Annotated in this window: 13 protein-coding genes; 2 read left to right on the top strand and 11 right to left on the bottom strand. The window is 63.4% G+C overall.

What is annotated here, in order from left to right; all coding sequences use genetic code 11:
• Window positions 1-45: 45 nt before the first annotated feature.
• A complete protein-coding gene (locus tag PYR71_RS24890) occupies window positions 46-1,296 on the top strand; it encodes a DUF763 domain-containing protein (protein ID WP_275621261.1) in 1,251 nt (416 codons plus the stop codon).
• A 2-nt stretch (window positions 1,297-1,298) separates the two neighbouring features.
• On the opposite strand, the gene PYR71_RS24885 is transcribed toward PYR71_RS24890, so the two are convergent.
• The 11 genes from PYR71_RS24885 to PYR71_RS24835 all read right to left on the bottom strand — a co-directional run bounded on the left by PYR71_RS24885 (window position 1,299) and on the right by PYR71_RS24835 (window position 12,210).
• Window positions 1,299-2,216, bottom strand: coding sequence for a DMT family transporter (locus tag PYR71_RS24885; protein ID WP_275621260.1), 918 nt, complete (start codon window positions 2,214-2,216; stop codon window positions 1,299-1,301).
• Window positions 2,217-2,498: 282 nt separating this feature from the next.
• Complete coding sequence (locus PYR71_RS24880; protein WP_275621259.1) at window positions 2,499-3,410, bottom strand: agmatinase; 912 nt, start codon at window positions 3,408-3,410, stop codon at window positions 2,499-2,501.
• A 26-nt stretch (window positions 3,411-3,436) separates the two neighbouring features.
• Window positions 3,437-4,180 carry an ABC transporter ATP-binding protein gene (locus PYR71_RS24875; RefSeq protein WP_275621258.1) on the bottom strand — a complete coding sequence of 248 codons (744 nt, stop codon included), beginning with the start codon at window positions 4,178-4,180 and terminating at the stop codon, window positions 3,437-3,439.
• Window positions 4,177-5,034, bottom strand: coding sequence for an ABC transporter ATP-binding protein (locus tag PYR71_RS24870; protein WP_275621257.1), 858 nt, complete (start codon window positions 5,032-5,034; stop codon window positions 4,177-4,179). Before PYR71_RS24870 ends, PYR71_RS24875 begins: the two co-directional genes overlap by 4 nt.
• Complete coding sequence (locus PYR71_RS24865; protein WP_275621256.1) at window positions 5,031-5,966, bottom strand: ABC transporter permease; 936 nt, start codon at window positions 5,964-5,966, stop codon at window positions 5,031-5,033. The genes PYR71_RS24870 and PYR71_RS24865 overlap by 4 nt, the downstream gene beginning before the upstream one ends.
• 4 nt (window positions 5,967-5,970) lie before the next feature.
• The gene (locus tag PYR71_RS24860) at window positions 5,971-7,050 is read right to left on the bottom strand and encodes an ABC transporter permease (protein WP_275621255.1); all 1,080 of its coding nucleotides are present in this window, start codon (window positions 7,048-7,050) and stop codon (window positions 5,971-5,973) included.
• 5 nt (window positions 7,051-7,055) lie between these two features.
• Window positions 7,056-8,642 carry an ABC transporter substrate-binding protein gene (locus PYR71_RS24855; protein ID WP_275621254.1) on the bottom strand — a complete coding sequence of 529 codons (1,587 nt, stop codon included), beginning with the start codon at window positions 8,640-8,642 and terminating at the stop codon, window positions 7,056-7,058.
• A 146-nt stretch (window positions 8,643-8,788) separates the two neighbouring features.
• Window positions 8,789-9,739 carry a dihydrodipicolinate synthase family protein gene (locus PYR71_RS24850; RefSeq protein ID WP_183934681.1) on the bottom strand — a complete coding sequence of 317 codons (951 nt, stop codon included), beginning with the start codon at window positions 9,737-9,739 and terminating at the stop codon, window positions 8,789-8,791.
• Window positions 9,740-9,761: 22 nt separating this feature from the next.
• Window positions 9,762-10,649, bottom strand: a complete 888-nt coding sequence (locus PYR71_RS24845; RefSeq protein ID WP_275621253.1) for an SMP-30/gluconolactonase/LRE family protein — start codon at window positions 10,647-10,649, stop codon at window positions 9,762-9,764.
• A complete protein-coding gene (locus PYR71_RS24840; protein WP_275621252.1) occupies window positions 10,646-11,476 on the bottom strand; it encodes an NAD-dependent epimerase/dehydratase family protein in 831 nt (276 codons plus the stop codon). Before PYR71_RS24840 ends, PYR71_RS24845 begins: the two co-directional genes overlap by 4 nt.
• 20 nt (window positions 11,477-11,496) lie before the next feature.
• On the bottom strand, window positions 11,497-12,210 hold the full coding sequence (locus tag PYR71_RS24835; RefSeq protein ID WP_275621251.1) for a FadR/GntR family transcriptional regulator: 714 nt from the start codon (window positions 12,208-12,210) through the stop codon (window positions 11,497-11,499).
• A 354-nt stretch (window positions 12,211-12,564) separates the two neighbouring features.
• Here PYR71_RS24835 and PYR71_RS24830 point away from each other — a divergent pair, with 354 nt between their 5' ends.
• Complete coding sequence (locus PYR71_RS24830) at window positions 12,565-14,505, top strand: ABC transporter substrate-binding protein (protein WP_275621250.1); 1,941 nt, start codon at window positions 12,565-12,567, stop codon at window positions 14,503-14,505.
• Window positions 14,506-14,528 lie beyond the last annotated feature (23 nt).

Here is a 14,528-nt window from a genome sequence, read left to right as displayed (position 1 = left end):
CCGAGTTCCCGATCGCCGTCGGCGATGAAAATATAAGGAAAAGAAATGTCACAGCGAGCAGGCAGCGCCGATCTTCCCCTCCACGGGGGACGTGTGCCGCATTGGCTTGGCGAGCGGATGACGCGACTCGGCACGTTGATCACCGAGGCGATCGTTCATCATTACGGCCGCGATGAGTTTCTGCGCCGGCTCGCTCACCCTTTCTGGTTTCAGTCCTTCGGTGCCGTCATGGGCATGGACTGGCATTCCTCCGGCATCACGACCAGCGTTCTCGGCGCGCTGAAGCGCGGGCTGAAGCCCCGTGCGGGCGAACTCGGACTGCATGTCTGCGGCGGCCGCGGCCAACACTCGCGCAAGACGCCGCAGGAGCTCGTCTCGATCGGCGGCCGCGTCGGCCTGGACGGTGAGGGGCTGGCGACGACCAGCCGTCTGATCGCCAAAGTCGACAGTGCCGCCCTTCAGGATGGGTTCGACCTTTATCTCCACGGTTTCATAGTCGCCGATGACGGTCATTGGGTGGTCGTGCAGCAGGGCATGAACGGCGATCGGCGGCAGGCCCGGCGCTATCATTGGCTATCGGAGGGGTTGGAGAGCTTCGTCGACTCACCGCATGCGGCAATCGAGGGACGCAGCCAGGGCGAGATCGTCAATCTCGCAGATAAACGCGCGGAGCGCTCGCGGCGCGGGCAGCTCGACCTTCTGGCGACGCTCGGCCCCGACCGGATCGTTCGCGAAGCTGCAGCACTCTTGCGCGCCGAAGAGCCGGAGCCCGAGCCCGCCGAGCAGCCAATGCTGCCGCATCTCATCATGCCTGCCCATCACGATGTCCGCGAGAGCGACGTCAACATGCGCCGCCTGCGCGGAAATCTGGCCGCCGCGGCCGATCGCGGGCCTACGGATTTCCAGGAATTGCTGCTTGTTCCCGGCGTCGGTGCGCGCACGGTGAAGGCGCTGGCGATGGTGGCGGAAGTCGTACACGGCGCACCCTGCCGCTTTTCCGACCCTGCGCGCTTCTCGATCGCCCATGGCGGCAAGGACCGACATCCCTTTCCGGTGCCGCTCAAGGTCTATGACGAGACGATCGGCGTAATGAAGTCGGCTGTGCTGAAGGGCAGACTCGGGCGCGAGGAGGAGCTGCAGGCGCTGAAGCGCCTGGACGAGCAATCCCGCCAAATGGAACGCTATGTGACCGGCCCCGACCTCAAGGAAATCATCGCCGGCGAATTCCGCCAATCCGCCGATTTCGGCGGCCGCAGCGTCTTCGGCTGGGAGCCGCCGCCGGTCGCTGACGATTGATCTCAGTGACCATCGGGCGGGACGGCTTCGGCCGGAACGGTTTCCTTCAAATTCTTCCGGTGGAAGATGAACAGCCCGGCAAAGACGATGATGGCGGCGCCGATGACGATCTGCGTGTCGGGAATGTCGTTGAAGAAAATGTAGCCGAGCACGATCGCCCAGAGCAGTAGCGTATATTGCAGGGGCGCCAGCAGCGATGCCGGTGCGAGCTTCAGCGAGCGCGTGATGAGCAGATGCGCGCAGGTGGCGACAACGCCAAGCAGCAGCATGCCGGACCAATCGACGAGTGTGGCCGGCTGCCAATTGCCGATGCTCAAGCCGATGCCGGTGACGAGGGCGGCAACCGTCTGCCACGTCACGAGCGTCGTGTCGCTCGTCGAGCGCAGATATCGGCTCATGACAAGCGAGAGCGCAAAGGCGAAGCTGCCGGCGAGGCCGAAGAAGGATGGAAGCGACAGCATCGCCGTGGAAGGCCGAAGCGCGATGACGACGCCGGCGAAGCCGACCAGCACGGCAAGCCAGCGCCGCCAGCCGATCTTTTCTCCGAGAAAGAAATGCGAGAGCGCGGCGATATAGATCGGCCCGGCCATATAGAAGGTCATCACGTCGGCGAGCGGCAGATAGGCGACGGCTGCGTAGAACAGGGCGACGTCGCCGGTCGCCATGACGACCCGCATGAATTGCAGGCCCTTCTGCTCGATGCGAAACTGAGCCATAGGTCCCTGCCGCAGGATCATCGGCCCGAGCACGATGAAGGCGCCGACCGAGCGGATCACCAGCACCTGGCCGACGGCGAAGCTTGCCATCAGCCACTTGCCCATTGCATCGTTCAGCGCGAACAGCAGATCGCCGAGCAGCATCAGGAGGACACCTGTCATGATCAGGTTCCCGGCATTGGCGACGGCCGTCTTGGTCTTCATCTCTCGCATCCTTGCAGAAACGGTCTCGCGTCCGCGGCCCCGCACTTTGTTGACAAGCTTCGTTTTTTACTCGCCGTCGTCCTCGGCTTTGTGCCGAGAATCCGCTGCGCATCGATCGGTGCGGAAGCCTAAGCATGACGGGAGTAGTTGGTGGGCTTGTAAGTCGGCGACCGCGCATGCACGGCCGCCGACTGCGAATTCTGCCTTAACACGGTCGATGTCAAGCCTTCGGAGACGACATCAACAGCCGGTATCAGCCAAGTCGTACCACGAGCGGCCGCATCATTCCTGCCGGGCGGTGGCGCCGATCACATTGACGAGAAGGCGCGCCGCCGTCAGGGCCGACAGGCCATCTCTGTCGGCGGGAGGATAAAACTCCACGAGGTCGAAACCTGCGATCCGGGCGCGCCTGCCGAGCCTAGCTATTAGGTCGATCGCTTGAGTATAGGTCAGGCCGCCGGGCGTGCGCGCCGCGACACCGGGCATGATGGCGGGATCGAAACTGTCGCAGTCGAGGGTGACGACGACCGGCACTCCCTCGGGAATATGGCGCAGGGCGGCTTCGGCGCCCTCAGCGTGAATTTCGCGGGCGGTGACGAAGCGGCTGCCATAGACCCGCGCGGCTTCGACGTCCGCCGGCCGAGCGCTGCCGACGCTGCGGAGCCCGACCTGCACCATGCCGGCGACATGCGGCATCTCGCTTGCCCGCCGCATCGGGCTCGAATAGCCCAAGCGTTCCCCATGCAGTTCGTCGCGCCAATCGATATGGGCATCGATCTGCAGGACCCAGACCGGCCCGCGATCCGCAAAGCCGGCGAGGAAGGGAATGGTCACGGAACAATCGCCGCCGATCAGGATCGGCACCGATGGCAGCGACAGGACCTCGCGCGTTTTCGCCTCGATCCGCGCCCGGTTGCCGGCATTGTCATGCATGATGGTCTCGATATCGCCGGCATCGGTGCATGAGACGGGCTTGCCGTCGAACAAGGGGCCGCCGAGATCGAAGTCCCAATGCTCGATAAGCGGTGCATCGTCCTGGCTTGCGGCGCGGATGGCGTTGGCGGCCAGGGCATAGCCGCAGCTGTCCTTGCCGGGATAGGTGCTGCCGTGACCGGCTCCGAAGATCACCGCACGGGGCGTGCGGCCGTCGTCGAGACGATTGGGAAGGCCAAGGAAGAGAGGCGAGGCGGTCATGTCCGTCGTTCCGATGAGGCGCGGGGCTACGCCCTACCATACATCCGGCTCGCCCGCAGCAGGCGTTGCGAATAGGGATGTTCGACCGCGCCTCTTCGCAAGGCCTCGATATCGACCTGTTCGACGATCTCGCCGGCTTCCATGATCGCGACGCGGCTGCACATGTGGGAGACGACGGCGAGATCGTGGCTGACGAGGAGATAGGTCAGCCCGCGCTCCTTGCGCAGGTCCTGCAGCAGATTGAGGATTTCGGCCTGGACGGAAACGTCGAGTGCGGATGTCGGCTCGTCGAGAAGCAGGACATCAGGGTTCAGCATCAGGGCGCGGGCGATCGCCACGCGCTGCCGCTGCCCGCCCGAGAGCTGATGCGGAAAGCGGTAGCTCAGCGCTGGATCGAGGCCGACCGATCGCAGCACCGCGTTCACGTCGACGGAATTTCGGTCCAAGCCTTGGTTGCGCAGCGGCTCCTGCAGCTGCGAGCGGATGGTCTTGCGCGGATGGAGCGAGCCGTAGGGGTCCTGGAACACCATCTGCACCCGCCGATAGAACGGCCTGCTGCGCTGGCGCTCAAGCGCCTCGCCGTCGAGGGCGATGCGACCGTCATAGTTTGCGTTGAGGCCGGAAAGCGCCCGGAGAACCGTGGACTTGCCGCAGCCGGATTCGCCGACGAGACCAAAGGCCGTGCCACTCTCGATGGCGAGGTTCACATCCCTGACGACAGGCCGCTGGCCGTGACCGAAGCGGATGGTGAGATTGTCGATACTGATCATCGCGGCGCCTCCGCTGTCACGTCATTCAGCCAGGCGGGATCGCGCTTCAGGATCGGCAGCCGGGCGGGCGGATCCTCGATCGTCGGCAGCGATGCCAGCAGCCCTTGTGTATAGGGGTGTTTGGCCTTGTCGAGATCGCGCGCCTCCAGCACTTCCACGACGCGGCCGGCATACATGATCAGGACGCGGTCGCAGAAATTGCGGATGAGGTTGAGATCGTGGCTGATGAAGATCAGGCCGAGATTGCGACGTGAAACGAGTTCGTCGAGCAGCGCGAGGATCTCGAGCCTTACGGTTACGTCGAGCGCCGAGGTCGGTTCGTCGGCGATCAGCACCTCCGGTTCGGCAATCAGCATCATGGCGATCATCACGCGCTGGCCCATCCCGCCGGAGATCTCGTGCGGATAAAGGCGGGCGACGCGTTCGGGATCGCGGATCTGGACGGCTTCGAGCATGTCGAGCGCCTGGGCGTAGGTTTTTTTTGCGCTCACCTTGGGATGATGGAAGCGGTAGGTCTCGGCGATCTGTTCGCCGATCCGCATGACAGGATTGAGCGAATATTTCGGGTCCTGCAGGATGAGGCCGATCCGCCGCCCGCGGATCGTCATCATCGTCCGCTCGTTCGCCTTGAGGAGATCCAGATCGTGAAAGCGCATTCGCTCGGCGGTGATCATGGCGGTCGGCGGCAGCAGTTTCATGATCGCCCGGCCGACTGTGGATTTGCCTGACCCGGATTCGCCGACGATGCCGAGCTTTTCCTGGTCGAGCGTAAAGCTCACGCCGCGCACTGCGCGCATGTGGCCGCCGCCATAGGCGATTTCGAGGTTGCGGATATCGATCAGGGGCTGCGTCATTCCGAACCTCTCGGGTCGAGCACGTCGCGCAGCGCATCGCCGACGAGGTTGAAGGCGAGGCTGACGAGCGCGATGGCGATGCCGGGCGCGGCGATCACCCAGGGGCTGTCGAGCATGAATTCGCGGCCGCTGGCGGCCATCGAACCCCATTCCGGCCATGGCGGCTGTGCGCCGAGGCCAAGGAAGCCGAGACCCGCGGCGGTGATGATGATGCCGGCCATGTTGAGCGTGACGCGTACGATCACCGAGGGAATGCACATGGGCAGGATGTGGCGGGTGATGATCGCGATCGACGTCGCGCCCTGCAGGCGCACGGCGGCGATATAATCCGCCTTGCGCAGGCTGAGCGTTTCGGCGCGCGCCAGCCGCGCGATCGGCGGCCAGGCCGTCAGCGAGATGGCGATGATCGCATTGGTGATGCCGGGGCCGAGAGCGGCGGCAAAGCCGAGCGCCAGCACCAGCCCAGGGAAGGAGAGGAAGATATCGGTGATGCGCATCAGGATCTCGTCGACGATGCCGCCGAAATAGCCGGAGAAAGTGCCGATCAGCAGGCCGAGGGGGGCGACGATGATGGTGACCAGCATGATGATGTAGAGCGTCGTGCGGGCGCCGTAGATCACCCGCGCAAAGACGTCACGGCCGAAATTGTCGGTGCCGAGCCAATGTTCCGCGGAAGGCGGCGCAAGCCGCCTTGCCATGTCCTGAACGATCGGGTCGTAGCTCGTCAGCAGGGGAGCAGCCGTCGCTACGACGATCAGCAGCACGATGATGAAGAGGCCGGCAAGGCCGAGCGGGTGAAGGCTGAATTTCTGCCAGCCCTGATGGACCTGCTGCGCCGACGACTGGAACCAGCCCTGAGGCTCGGGCGCGTGCAGCCAATTGCGGAAGCCGCCGGCATGGGTGGTGTCTGCGTCTTCGGTGGAGATCGTCATGGCGTCACCGTGTTCTCGGATCCAGGATGCGATAGAGGACGTCGGACAGGATATTGATCGTCAGGAAGACGGCGCCGATCGTCAGCACCGAGCCCATCACGACGTTCATGTCGTTCATCTGCAGCCCGCGGGTGAGGTATTGGCCAAGCCCTGGCCAGCCGAAAACCGTCTCGATCAGGACCGCGCCTTCGAGCAGGCCGCCGAAGGTCAGCGCCAGGATCGTCAGGAGCTGCACGCGGATATTGCGGAAAGCATGGCGCCAGACAACCTTTCGGGTGCCGAGCCCCTTTGCCCGGGCGGTGACGATATATTCCTGGCTCAGCTGCTCCAGCATGAAGCTTCGCGACATGCGGCTGATATAGGCGACGGAGTAATAGCCGAGGATTGCCGCCGGCAGGATGATGTGGCCGAGCGCATTGTGAAACACGTCCCATTGGCCCTGGATCGCCGCATCGATCAAGAGAAAGCCGGTCACGGGCGTGACGAGGCCTTCGTAGAAGACGTCGACCCGGCCCGACGCGCCGACGAGCTTCAGCTTGGCGTAGAAGATGAAGAGCGCCATCAGGCCGGTCCAGAAGATCGGGATGGAATGGCCGGCAAGGGCAACGATGCGTGCAATATGGTCGATGATCGTCCCGCGCCTAACGGCCGCGGTGACGCCCAATGGGATGCCGATGATCGCTCCGATGATCATGGCAATGATGGCAAGCTCGATGGTCGCCGGAAAAATCGTCATCAAATCGGTCAGGATCGGCTGGCCGGTCGTCGCCGCCATGCCGAGATCGCCGGTGGCGATCTTCCCGACATAGGAGAGGAACTGCATCCAGATCGGCTGCCCGAGGCCGAGCTCGTTATAGACGCGGTCGTAAACCTGCTTGCTGACTTCCGCCCCGGTGATTGCTAAGACCGGGTCGGCAGGCAGCAGGCGGCCCATCGAAAAGGTCAGGAAGAGCAGGCCGAGCAGCGTCGTCACGACGGCCACCACGCGTCCCGCCAGCCGCCGCAGCAGGCTCAGCAGAGGGTGCGGGGCCGCCTCGGCGAACCCGCTCCCATCCCGCTTCGATGTCAGATCGGCACTCGCCACGTGCTCTACTCCTTGGTCACATCATGCCAGCGCGTCGACCACGTCGTGTGCCCGTGATAACCCTTCACGTTGGCACGCATGACGTAGGGGTCGGTTCGCTGGAAGAAGATGACGAGCGGCGAAGCCATGCCGGCATAGATGCCGTCCATCTTCTTGAAGATGTCGGTGCGCTTTTCCGTGTCGCGCTCCCGCATCGATTGGTCGATGAGCGTGTTGAGCTCGTCCACCTTCATGCCCGTGCGCCAGAGATAATAGCTGCCAAGGCGTGCCTCGTCGCTATTGTCGGGGTTGAAGGCGTATTGCGTGGCGACGGCGAAGGGGTCCGGCAGGCGGGCGCCGGAATTGCCGAGCAGCACCTCGAATTTACGCTCGCGGAAGGCGGGCGTGAACTCACCCGGCACGAGATCGAGATCGAAACCGGCGGCGCGCGCACTCGCCTGCAGCGCCTCCGCGAAGGGCAGTGTCGGGGCCCCCGACGGATTGAGCACCTTCTTCAAGCCGTTGGGATATCCAGCCTCCACCAGCAGCTGCTTGGCCTTGGCGGGGTCGTAGTCATAGCGAACGGCGGCCTCCTCGGGCGCGCCAATCATGCCGCGCGGAATCATCGACTGCCAGGGAAAGCCGGTATAACGCATGATGTTGCCGGAGATCGCCTTCCAGTCGAAGGCATGCTGGAAGGCCTCGCGAACCTTCGGCTTCTGCAGATCGGGGTCTTTCTGGTTGAGGGCGATGTAGTAGAAGCCGAGGCCCGGCACATTGTCGATCACCATGTCCTTGTTGGTGGCGAGCGCATCGAGATCTCCGCTCGCCACATACTGGCCGACATCGACGTCGCCGGCTTCGAGCTGGAGCCGGAGATTGCCGGATTCCGGGATGTGGCGGGCGACGACGCGCGCCATGGCCGGCTTGCCGCCCCAATATTTCGACTGCGCATTGAAGATCGCCACGTCGTTCGGCCGCCATTGCGCCAGGCTGAACGGACCGCTGCCGGCGGAATTGGCCGAAAGCCAGGCGCCGCCGAAGTCGCCGTTCGCCTCATGCGACAACACCGTCTTCTTGTCGACGATGCCGATAGAAGAGCCGGCCAGCGAATAGAGAACGAGATCCGTATTCACCGCCTGCGGCAACTCGATCTCCAGCGTATGCTCGTCCTTCGCCCGAACGAGCTTTTCGACGTTATCGGCCGTGAAGCCCCAGAGCGCGACGTCGGTGGAGCCGACCTGGCCCATCTTGATGACGCGCTGGATCGACCAGGCCGCATCCTCGGCGGTCACCTTGTTGCCGCTCTGGAAGACCGCATCGTCGCGCAAGGTCAGCGTGATGAGCTTACCGTCGGCCGAGACCTCCCATTTCGTCGCAAGCATCGGCTTCAGCGTCTTGAGGTCGTCGGGCGAGAGCTGCACGAGGTTGTCGTAAAGATTCGAGATCAGCTCGGACACCGTGCGGGCGTTGTTCTGAGCCGGATCGAGTGTGCGGATGCCGGTGAGGTTGGTGCCGATGACCAGCATGTTGGGCGGCGACGCCGCCGAAGCGGGTTGCGCTGCCATCAGGGCACCGGTGATTGCGATCGTCGTCAGTACTTGTCTCAGCATTTCAAGACCTCCCAATCCTGTCGCTTGTCAAAATCGTGTCGAACTCAAAGCATGGTGCCGGAAAGCGTGAGCGCGTGGGTCCGGCGCCATGCCTAACTCTTTAATCTGGAACGGCATTTAGACCGATCGGCCTAAATCGCCTTATTCTAGCCGGCCGCCTTCGCGTCCTGCCGGCCCGGGTCGGATCGAATGTCGCCGTCGGCCTCCCAGCCTTCCAGCAATCGATGAAGCTCCTCGCGGTCATGCTGGTCGAGCCGCGGCAGCCCCGGCACGCGCACCGGCCCGACGTCGAGGCCGGCATAGGTGACGGCCTCCTTCACAACGGTGACATTCGCGCCGTTGCGGAATTTGGTCCGCATCCGCTCGAAGGGTTCGAGCTTGTTGACGATCGCCCTTGCACGGCCGAAATCGCCGTTTTCAAGCGCATCATGGACCGCAAGCGAGAGCTTCGGTGCGACGTTGACGAGGCCGGAAGTGAAGCCGCGCGCGCCGGCAGCGGTGAAGGTCGGCGCCCAGCTCTCCGCCAGCCCGCAGACGAAGAGCGCACCGTTCGGATCGGCTGCCGGGATCGCGCGCGACAGCAGCATCAGGTCGGTTGTGGCAAATTTGATGCCGGCAATGTTGCCGTGGTTTGCGAGGCGGACGATATCGGCGACCGCAAAGCCGTCGGCCCTGACATAGGCGATGAGCGGCAGGGCGCAGGCATCGGCGAGATTGCAGAAATAATCGATCTGAGCCGAAGGTGCGGCGAAGGGATCGACGGGCTGGTGCGACATGACAGCGGATGCCCCGATCGCCGCCGCATCCCTCGCCATGCCGATCGCCTCGTGCAGCGACCGGCCGATCGCCGCCGTCACCGGCGCCCTGCCGTCGACGCCCGATACCGCCGCCTCGTGGACGATCCGGATTTCCTGCGGCGTCAGCGCATAGAATTCCCCGGTATTGCCGGCGGCGACGATGTTGTGAATGCCGGCCGCCGCCACCCGCCCATAGACCTGCGCGGTGATACGCGGTTCGACTTCGCCTTTTCCGTCATAGGCCGTGACGGGAACGCCCGACACACCTGTCAGCGCCTTGCGCATGATTGCGATGCTCATTCTTCTCCCCGTTCGCTTTCCATCAAAATGAGTGATTGCCAAAGCGGAAGGGCGCCAAGCCCTCCGCATCCACGTCGAAGGCGATGACCGTGCCGGCCTCGAAACGTCCGGTACGGTCCGTCGACAGGCTGGTGACGAAGAGCGTCCTGAAATCGGGCCCTCCGAAACATGGCATGGTCGGCGCGGCCGCCGGCAGCTGATAGATTTCGACGATCTCGCCGTCGCTCGATATCCGGTTGAGCCGGCCGGCAGAGACGCCGGCGCTCCAGTAAAAACCGTCGCGATCTGTGGCCGCGCCGTCCGGCCGCCCCTCTTCCTCGGTGAAGCTGCGAAGCCGGCGTGCTTCGCCGAGCTCGCCCGTCGCCGGATCGAAGTCGAAGGACTGCAGGAAGCATTGCCGGCTGTCGGAATGGTACATCCGCCGGCCGTCCGGCGACCAGGCGAGGCCGTTGGAACTCGTTAGACCAGTCGCGACGGCGCGCGCGCTGCCGTCTGCTCCCACGCGAAAAAGTGCGGCGTCATTCACCTGCGGCTTGGCTTCGCTGATCGAGCCGACCCAGAAGTGTCCGTCGGGTCCGACCTTGCCGTCGTTGAGGCGGCCGTTGACGTGGCGCCCGGTCGGATCGCAAAGAAACTCGATATCACCGGAGACGGGATCGAAAAGATGGACGCCCGTCTGAAGACCGACGACGATCCTGTTGTCACGGCAAAGCCCGAGGCAGCCGACCGCGGCCGGCATTGCGAAGCGGTCGACCGTGCCTTCCGGGGAAAGCCGCAGGACTGCCGGCGCCAGGATGTCGACAAGCCAGAGAGCACCGGTCTCTTCGTCCCACACGGGCGATTCACCGACCGTCAGCGGCTGCTGCAGCACCGAACGGATCTTCGGTTCAACGATGCGCGGCGCCGTCACGACGCCGTCTCCGGGTCTTTGACGAGCCCCTCGGCATCACGCATGCGGATGTTGCCGTCATGGTTGAACTCGCAGAAACCGCCGCCCTGGAACGCGCGGGCGACCCGTCCCTCGGCTCCGTCCTCGATATGGGCGTGATCGCGCGGCCGGTCCTGAGGCTGGTAGCCGAGCCGCCTTGCCAGATCATTGTTCCACCATTTTTCGTCCGTATCGGATACGCCGTAGACCACAGTCGCGGCGATCAACGGATGGGTGAGCCCGATCTGCACCAGCTGCGCGAGATCCCGGGCGCTTATCCAGATCGCGATCGAGCGTTCGCTGTTCGGATAGGTGCCGGCATTGCCGATGCGAATGGAAAGCGAACGGATGCCCGATGTGTCGTAGTAGAGTCCCGCCACCAGCTCGCCCCAGCATTTGGATAATCCGTAGGGACTGTCCGGTCGCATCGGATCAAGCGGCGATATGACTTCGCCACGCGGATAAAAGCCCGTCGCGTGGTTGCTCGAGGCGTAGACCATCCGCCCGACCTTGTTGGTCCGAGCGGCCTCGTAGAGATTGTAGGTCCCGAGCACATTAGCCTGCAGAATGGCGTTCATGTCGACGCCGCTCGCGATGCCGGCAAGATGAACGACGCCGTCGACCTCTCTGAGGGCGGCCGTCGCCTCGTCGAGCTTCGAGAGATCGGCGCTCACGAACTCCTCGTTTTCAGCTAGCTCGGCAGGCTCATGAATATCGATCAAACGCAAGTGCTCTGCGTGTTGGCGAAGGAGCGGGCGCAGCAGCGTCCCGACGCGTCCGGCAGCACCCGTCATGGCGATCCGTCTCATCGTCTTCCTCCCATTGTCGCTCAAACCCCCTGAAACATGCGGGCGCGCGCATTCAGTATGTGTTTCTTCATCGCGTTATGCGCATCGGACTCCCGCCGCGCGAAGATCGCCTCCACGATCACCGCATGCTCGTCCTGGACACTGCGGATCTGTTCCGGCGTCCGTTTCAGGCTCAGGCTTCGCGTCACGGAATGGCCTATGGCGAAATGCGGCTTGAACCATTCGCGTACGGTGATGTGAAACTGGTTGCCTGTCGCCGCCGCGATTGCGTCGTGGAGGGCCTGGTCCTCCTCGGCGCCGAGCTCGCCGTTGCGCAGACATTGCTCGAGCGAGAGAAGTGCGGCCGTTATCCGCTCCTTGTCGGCCGGCTGCCAGTTGCGTGCCGCAAGCTCGGCCGCCTCGGCTTCGAGGCCGGCGCGGAATTCGAAGAACCGCTGGACGTCGGCGAGCGAACCGACCGGAACCATTGTCAGCATCGATGAATCCGGCCGCTGCCGAACGTAAGAGCCCGAACCCTTACGGGAGACGACGAGGCCGTCGGTTCTGAGCCGCTCCAGCGCTTCGCGCACGACCGGTCTCGACGCGCCGAAATCGCCGGCGAGCTTCGTCTCCGAAGGCAGCCGCTCGTTTATGGGAAACGTGCCGTCCGCGATCATCCCTACGATCTTTTCGTAGATGATGTCGCTGAAGCGCGTTGCGCCTCTGTTGGAAACGGCATCGACGGCGACGGTCATTATCGTCCTTTTCTCCCCTGCTACGCGGCATTTCAGTCGTTGCTCTTTCGAGCCGGCAGGCTGGCTCCGAATATTTCTGTCGCCCATGCGCCGAGGCCGCAAAGTGGCGGGCGTACAGCATCTGACAGATCAGCCACCTTTTCATTCCATAATCCGCCTCGGGAACGGGCCTGAGCGGGGTGCTTGATGCTGCATCGCTATCGAATCTGTAATTATCTGTCAACTCTTGTAATCATCTGGGAACGTGTCTATGGTTTCGTCCGTAGCGCCGAGGAGGGCGTGAAGCGGCAGGTTGGGAGACCGCCGCACCAGCCGGTACAAGAGCTGCGCCGGTCTAAAACAGGGAGGAAGTGGATGCCCAATGAAATTCTGTCGCGCGGTGTCACCCGCCGCGCCGTGCTTGGCGGTATGGCCGGCGTCGCAGCGTTGTCTGTCACCGGTCGCGCTTTGGCTGACCCGGGAGGTGAAGCGCCGGCATTGGCGCAGCTCGTCAAGGACGGAAAACTGCCGCCGCTCGCCGAGCGCTTGCCGAAAAAGCCGATGGTGGTGACGCCGTTCGAAAAGGTCGGCACCTATGGCGGTTCGCTGCGGCGCGGCCTGCGCGGTTCATCGGACCATAACGGCATCCTGCGCATGGTCGGCAACCAGAGCCTCGTGCGCTGGAACCTGGAATTCACCGCCGTCCAGCCGAACCTGGCCGAACGCTGGGAGGTCAGCGACGACGCGACGCAATTCACCTTCCATCTCATCGAAGGCGTGCGCTGGTCCGACGGTCATCCCTTCACCGCCGATGACATCGTTTTCGCGATCGAAGACTGCGTCAAGAATACCGAGCTCTACAGCGCCACGCCGGCGCAGCTTGCCGTCGCCGGCAAGCCGGTCACCGTCGAGAAGATCGACGATTACACGGTGAAGTTCACCTTTGCAGCGGCCAACGCGCTTTATCTGGAAAATCTTGCCACGCCGCTCGGCCAGCACCCGACGCTATTTCCGAAGCATTACTGCAGCCAGTTCCTGCCGAAATATAATCCCAACATCGAGGCCGATGTGAAGAAGGCGGGTGTCACCAGCTGGACGGAACTGTTCCGCAACCGCTGCGGCGACATCGAAATTCCGACGCGCTGGGGCAATGTCGACAAGCCGACGCTCGATCCCTGGGTGGTCAAGGAGCCCTATGTCGGCGGCGCGACCCGCGTCGTCATGACCCGCAACCCCTATTTCTGGCAGGTCGATACCGCAGGCAACCAGCTTCCCTATATCGACGAGATCAACTTCGGCATTTCGCAGGACGTCGAATCGCTGATGCTCAACGTCATCTCCGGCAAGATCGACATCCAGGAGCGGCACATCAGCGTGCTCGCCAACAAGCCGACGCTGTCCCAGAATATGCAGAAGGGCGACTACCGCTTGCTGACGCTCGTGCCTTCGGCCGCGCAACAGTGCCAGATCTACTTCAACATCACCCACAAAGATCCTGCCATGCGCAAGATGTTTGCCGACAAGTCGTTCCGGCAAGCGCTGTCGATCGGCATCAATCGGCCGGAACTCATCGACATCGTCTATTTCGGACAGAGCGAACCCTACCAGGCCGGGCCGCGTCCGACCCATCCCTGGTACAACGAGAAATACGCGCGCCAATTCACCGAATATGATGCCGACAAGGCAGGCGCGATGCTCGATGAGGCAGGCTATAAGAAGGGCGGCGACGGTTTCCGCCTCCGGCCCGATGGCCAGAAGGTATTCTTCTCGATCGACGTCATTCCGACACTCTATCCCGACCTCGTTGATGCCCTGGAACTGGTCAAGACTCATTGGGCACAGATCGGTATCGACATGAAGGTCAACACGATCGAGCGGGCGCTCTATTATACCCGCGGCGACGACAATGCCCATGATGCGGCGGTGTGGCCTGGCCCCGGCGGTCTCGATCCGATGCTCGATCCGCGCGATTTCTTCGCCTTCCATCCGCAGGGCTCTCGCTACGCCATTCCGTGGACGCTCTGGTACACTTCCAACGGTGCGCGCGGTGAGGAGCCGCCAGAAAGCCAGAAGAAGCGCATGAAGCTGTTCGACGAGGCGCGTTCGACGGCCGATCTCGACAAGCGCGGCGCGATCATGAAGCAGATCTTCGATATCGCGGCGGAAGAATTCGAGACGGTCGGGCTTTGCCTTGCCGTGGGTGGCTTCGGCATCATCCGCAACAATCTGCGCAATGTTCCCGAGAAGCAGCCGGATAGCTGGTCCTGGCCTAATCCGGGGCCCGCGATGCCGCAGCAGTTCACCTTCACGAGCTGATTTTGATCGAGCGCCGTATCGTC

This window comes from Rhizobium mulingense, from assembly GCF_029194105.1.
GTDB classification, from domain to species: Bacteria; Pseudomonadota; Alphaproteobacteria; order Rhizobiales; family Rhizobiaceae; genus Rhizobium; species Rhizobium mulingense.
The sequence above is the reverse complement of the archived record's forward strand: the minus strand, read 5'-3'. Positions and strand labels throughout refer to the sequence as shown.